The sequence below is a fragment of the Kitasatospora sp. NPDC001540 genome (genome assembly GCF_042894345.1).
GTDB classification, from domain to species: domain Bacteria; phylum Actinomycetota; class Actinomycetes; order Streptomycetales; family Streptomycetaceae; genus Kitasatospora; species Kitasatospora phosalacinea_C.
This window is the reverse complement of record NZ_JBIAVO010000078.1, coordinates 1-5186: the sequence shown is the minus strand read 5'-3', so window position 1 is coordinate 5186 and position 5186 is coordinate 1. Positions and strand designations below refer to the sequence as shown.

The following is a 5186-nucleotide window of genomic DNA, read 5'->3' as shown; positions in this document are numbered from 1 at the left end:
CACCGCGGTGGAACCGCTGGTGCGGTTCCACCGCGGTGCGGCGCTTCGGCCCGGCTGCGCATACGGGGTGTCAGGCAGCCGGTCCCACCGTTCACGGTGTGGCTCGAAGCCTCCTCAAGAGGAGGTCAAGTGTTGGGTGCCGAAAGGGAGTTGACCTGAACGAACTCGCGGGTTCCAAAGGCTGGGGAAGCACCACGAGGCCCGTGGCGGCCACGTCGCCGAAGGAGGGCGTTCACCTGCACGATGCGCCAGGCCACCGCCCGATGTCGTTCCCCGTCGCGGCCATTGAACCGGCCACCGCTCGGCCGGACGCCCGCGCCCGGCCAGCCGCAGCGCGGCCTGGGCCGTCCGGCTCCGTTTCTCCCCTGCCGCCGGGGGAGCCTCCCGGGGAAGCGGGTCAGACCCCCGGAGAGGGGTGGACAGTGTCCGCAGCGGTGCGCGCTGGACCGCGGACCGCGTCCCCTGCCGGATCCGCGTCCGACCGGGCGCCGGGCCGGGCGTGCCATGGACCGGGTCCGGAGCGGCCGCGGTCGTCCCCGTCCGAGATCCAGGCGCAGCCGTGCCCGGTCCATCCCGGCTCCAACGGTTCTCGAACGGGGACCTGCAGGCTTGGCGGCAGCGGACTGCGACATTGGCAGCGTCTGTTGTCCCGGTACCCGACCGACTATCCGATGGAGGACGTCGTGCCAGCCACCAACCGCAGCGCCGTGCTGGAGGCCTTGACCGAGTACACCAGGACCGAGCTCCTCGGTCCTGAGGACGCGGAGGGCCTCACCGCCGAAACCCCGTTGCTGGACTGGGGGATCCTCAACTCGCTTTCGATGGCCCGGCTCGCCGCGTTCCTGCACCGGGAGGTGGGTGTACAGGTGCCGGCGAGCGAGCTGATCGGCGAGAACTTCAAGGACCTGAACGCGATCACCGACCTCGTCCTGTCGCTACGCGCCGCGGCCTGAGCGGGCCGCGACATCCGCCCCGTCGGCCGGCCGGCGGGCCGCGTGACTTTGACGGCGGTCCGGCTCGGTGCCGACGGGGCCTACCCGTCGGCCGTGCGGATCAGGGCGGCCCGGTCGGTCTTGCCGTTGGGAGTCCGGGGCAGGTCCGTCACCAGTGACAGCGTGTCGATGATCATGTAGCGGGGCAGTCGGGCGGCGCAGTGGCCCTTGAGCTCGAGCAGCCCGGGCCGCTTGCCGGGGCCCGGGACGACGACGGCGTGCAGACGGGCCTCGAGGCCGGACCCGACCACCACCACCGCCACCGCCGCGACCGCCGCGTGCTGTGCCAGCGCCGTCTCTATCTCGCCGAGTTCGACCCGGTGCCCGCGCACCTTCACCATGGTGTCGCGGCGGCCGACGTACTCCAGGAGGCCCGCCTGGTCGAGCCGACCGAGGTCGCCGGTGCGGTACGGGCCGACCTGCGGTTCCCGGCCCCAGTACCCGAGCATCACGGTGGGGCCGTCCACCACGATCTCCCCTTCCGGCGCGTCCGGGGGGTCGAGCCGCACGGTGGCTCCGGAGGCGGGCAGGCCGATCGGCAGGGCGCTCGTGCGCTCCAGGTCGGCTGCGGTCACCTCGTAGGACGTGCAGACGTTGGTCTCGGTCGGCCCGTACCAGTTGAACAGCCGTACCTGGGGCCAGGCCCGGCGCAGCTCCTGGACGTCCGCGAGCGGGAAGGGCTCGCCTGCGAAGATGCAGACCCGCAGGTGTGCCGGTCGCTCGCCGGACAGCAGGCCGCCCTGGCGCATCATCAGAAGCAGTGCGGACGGCACCGAGTACCAGACCGTGACCGGACGCCCGGTGAGGAATTCGGTCAGGCTCCCCGGTAGGTAGGACACCGTGGTCGGCACCAGGTCCACCGCCGCCCCCACGAGGAAGGCGCCGTACAGGTCGAAGACCGAGAGGTCGAAGTTGAACGGGGCGTGGTTCGCGAGCCGGTCGGTGGAGCTCAGCCCTGTCTCGGCCGCCGCCCAGGTGACGAAGGCGAGTGCGTTGCCGTGGCTGATGCAGACGCCCTTGGGCTCACCGGTGGACCCCGAGGTGTACAGGATGTACGCGGCCTCGTCCGGCCCGGCCGTCCGCGTCCGTGGAGCCTCCAGACCCTGGCCTTCGGCAAGCAGCTCGGCCGCCTCAACGACCTCGGTCCTCGGTTCGGCGGGCAGCACCCGGCCGACCGCCTCGTCGGTGACCAGCAGGACGGGGGTGCAGCCGGCCGCGATGCGCAGCACGCGCTCGGCCGGGTTGCTCGGCGCCGCGGGCACGTACACGGCGCCGATCCGCAGGGCCCCCTGCATGAGCGCCACTGTCAGGGGGCTTTTCCCGGCCCAGATGAGCACGCGGTCCCCGGCGCCGACCCCGCGCGCGGTCAGCGCCGCCGCGAACCGGTCGGCGAGCTCGTCGAGCTCGCCGTAGGTCACGGTCTCCTCGCCGTGGTGCAGGGCGGGTGCAGCCGGATCGCGCAGCGCGTGGTGCCTGACCAGCCGCTCCAGTCCCCCCGGCCCGTCGGTCGGCCGCCGGTCGGGCCGGATCACAGGCCCAGCTCCACGGCAGCCAGCTGACGCTGGATGTCGGAGGTCCCGGAGAAGATCAGCCCGCCGACGGCGTCGCGCAGCGCGGCCTCGACCCCCTCCTCCCGTGTGTAGCCGCGCCCGCCGAACAGCAGCACGGCGTCCGTCGCCGACGCGACGGCTGCCTGGGAGGCTGCCAGCTTCGACAGGGCTGAGGCGAGCACCGCGCGCTCGCCGGTGTCGATCGCCCAGCAGGCCCGGTAGAGCAGCAGCCTGGCACCCTCCACGCGCAGTTTCATGTCCACGATCCGGTCCGAGACGGACTGGAACTCGGCCAGCCGTTTGCCGAACTGCCGACGACGACGGGCGTGGGCCACTGCCCGGTCCACGAGTTCGTCCTGGACGCCGAGGAAGAGCGCGAAGAGGCAGGTCCGCTCCCAGGTCATCGAGTGCTGGAAGACGGCGCCGCCCTGGCCGGGCGCGCCGAGCACCGCCCCGTCGGGGACGAAGCAGTCCCGGAACTCGATCTGGGAGGCGGGACAGGAGGTCATACCGAGCTTCGCGAACGGCTGGCCGGTCAGCACGCCCGCGCTGTGCGCGTCGACGACGAATGCGGTCAGTCCGAGGTGCCCGGCTGCCGGATCGGTGCTGGCGTAGGTCACCAGCACGTCGGCGACCGGCCCGTTGCTCACGAAGCTCTTGGTGCCGTTCAGCAGGTAGCCGCCCTCGGTGCGGGTCGCCGTGGTGGCCAGCTGCGAGACGTCGGATCCCGCCTCCGGCTCCGTCATCGCGTTCGCGGCGACGAGGTCCCCGGAGCAGAGCCGGGGGAGCAGGCGCTCGCGAACGGCCGGTGAGCCGAACTCGGCGATCGGCATCGCGGCGGCGAACAGGTGAGCCGCCGCGGCGAAGACCACGCCGGAGTCGGCGCTGCCTCGACCGACCGCCTCAAAGAGCCGGGCGGTGTCCAGTGCTCCCAGCCCTCGCCCTCCGTACTGGGTCGGCACGCTGGCGCCGAGCGCGCCGAGGGCGCCGAGCGCCTGCCAGCCCTCCTTGCCGAAGGGACCGCTCTCGTGCCAGGCGTCCCCGCCCCGGTCCTGGCGCGGGAACGCTGCCCGGGCCGCGGCCAAGGCCTCGTCGTACCTTCGCTGCTGAACCGGCGTCCAACCGAACTCCATTTGTCCTCCTCAGGGCACCGCGTCTCGGCGAGGCGGGATCAGGGCTACCAGGACGGGGTTTCGAGGATCTCCACGACGGCAGCCGCGATCCCCACACCGGGGCCGATGCCGACCAGAAGGACCTTGTCGCCGGGCCCGACCTGTTCCGTCGCCAGTAGGTGCTCGAAGGCGGCCACCTGGTCGCTGGCCCCCAGGTGGCCGACCCTGCGGCCGTACTCCCAGGTCGAGCGCTCCAGCGGGAGGCCCAGCGGGGTCATCCATCGGTCCTCGAGGATCTCGCGCGAGCCGTGCGGGAACGCCACCCGGGCGAGCTCGCCGACCTCCGTCCCGGCCTCGGCCAGGGTGCGGTCCACCACTTCCGCCTGGATCTTCATCATCTGCAGGCCGCCGTCCGGGGGCGCCTCACCACTGAGGCTGAACTCTTCCTGCCGGGCACGGAAGTCCAGGGCCTGACCGGTGGCGACCGCCGACGGGAAGAGCGGCTGAGTGCCCCGGTGGACGCCTTCGAGCGCGGGAACCGCCACCGTGTTGACGCTCAGCAGCCGGGCGAAGCCATCCGTGCGGCTGAGCACCAGGGCGGATGCGCCATCCCCCAGCAGGAATCCGGGGAGGGCCTTCCAGCGGTCCACCTGCGGCGAGTTCATGTTGTCCGCGGCGGTGATCAGCGCCGCTTCGCTGCCGGCGCCGCGCAGATGCGCCGCCGCCAGTTCGAGGGCGCCGAAGACGCCGTTGCAGCCTTGGCGCACGCCGACCGCGAGCAGTTCCCCGCCGACCACGTGCCGCATCACGTGCGACTGGGGCAACCAGCCCTGTGGGCCCGAGTGGTAGACGTCGACGTAGAGCAGCAGGCCCAGCGCTGAGGCGTCGTGCCCCCAGCGCGCCAGCGCCTGCCGCGCGGCCTCGACCGCCATCTCCGGTGCCGGGGTCCGTCCTGCGGTGGCGACCCCGAGCAGGCCCGAGGCGTTCGCTTCCGCGGCGTCCATCCACCCGTTCTCGACCGCTGCGGCCACAGTGCTGCTACCGGGCACGTACGCCCCGACGGCGCCGATGAAGACGTTCTCCACGCGCATTCTCTGTACCTCCCCCGTGCTGACCATCTGCCAGGCACCCCTGCACTGTCCCCTCTGGTGGTCGAGGCCCGATCGAGTCCGCAGGGCGGGGCGCGCAGCTGATTCGAGCGTGAGGGCGTTGCCCTTCGAGCAGGATCCGAGCGCGTGCGGCGAGAGTCCTGGCGTGACGTGAGCCGGGCTGCCGGATGGTCCTCGGCTCGCCCGTGGCACGCCCATGCCGACAGACAACCCGTCCTCGCCGCTGAGCAGCCTGACGTCCGGAGGAGTATGTCCCGCCGCCTGTTCACCTCGGAGTCCGTCACCGAGGGCCACCCCGACAAGATCGCTGACCAGATCAGCGACACCGTCCTGGACGCCCTCCTCAAGGACGACCCGACCTCCCGCGTCGCCGTGGAGACGCTGATCACCACCGGCCTGGTGCACATCGCCGGCGAGGTCACC

Annotated in this window: 5 protein-coding genes; 2 read left to right on the top strand and 3 right to left on the bottom strand. The window is 72.3% G+C overall.

Annotation, left to right across the window (positions count from 1 at the left end):
* The first annotated feature begins 683 nt into the window (after positions 1-683).
* Positions 684-953 carry an acyl carrier protein gene (locus ACFY00_RS37885; RefSeq protein ID WP_285740967.1) on the top strand — a complete coding sequence of 90 codons (270 nt, stop codon included), beginning with the start codon at positions 684-686 and terminating at the stop codon, positions 951-953.
* Between the two features lie 80 nt (positions 954-1033).
* Here the strand turns inward: ACFY00_RS37885 and ACFY00_RS37880 are convergent, their stop codons facing one another.
* Genes ACFY00_RS37880 through ACFY00_RS37870 form a run of 3 tightly spaced genes read right to left on the bottom strand, consistent with a single transcriptional unit; the run spans position 1034 to position 4739 of the window.
* Positions 1034-2524, bottom strand: coding sequence for an amino acid adenylation domain-containing protein (locus ACFY00_RS37880; RefSeq protein WP_388038762.1), 1491 nt, complete (start codon positions 2522-2524; stop codon positions 1034-1036).
* A complete protein-coding gene (locus ACFY00_RS37875) occupies positions 2521-3675 on the bottom strand; it encodes an acyl-CoA dehydrogenase family protein (protein ID WP_388038759.1) in 1155 nt (384 codons plus the stop codon). Before ACFY00_RS37875 ends, ACFY00_RS37880 begins: the two co-directional genes overlap by 4 nt.
* Before the next feature lie 44 nt (positions 3676-3719).
* On the bottom strand, positions 3720-4739 hold the full coding sequence (locus tag ACFY00_RS37870) for a ketoacyl-ACP synthase III family protein (protein WP_388038756.1): 1020 nt from the start codon (positions 4737-4739) through the stop codon (positions 3720-3722).
* Between the two features lie 273 nt (positions 4740-5012).
* On the opposite strand from ACFY00_RS37870, the gene ACFY00_RS37865 reads away from it, so the two are divergent.
* Positions 5013-5186 (top strand): S-adenosylmethionine synthetase N-terminal domain-containing protein (locus ACFY00_RS37865; protein ID WP_388038771.1); only part of this gene is annotated, 174 nt, incomplete at its 3' end.

Excerpts from the sequence above, each read along its gene's own strand:
- ACFY00_RS37875 (WP_388038759.1), bottom strand. The coding sequence starts at position 3,675 with ATGGAGTTCGGTTGGACGCCGGTTCAGCAGCGAAGGTACGACGAGGCC.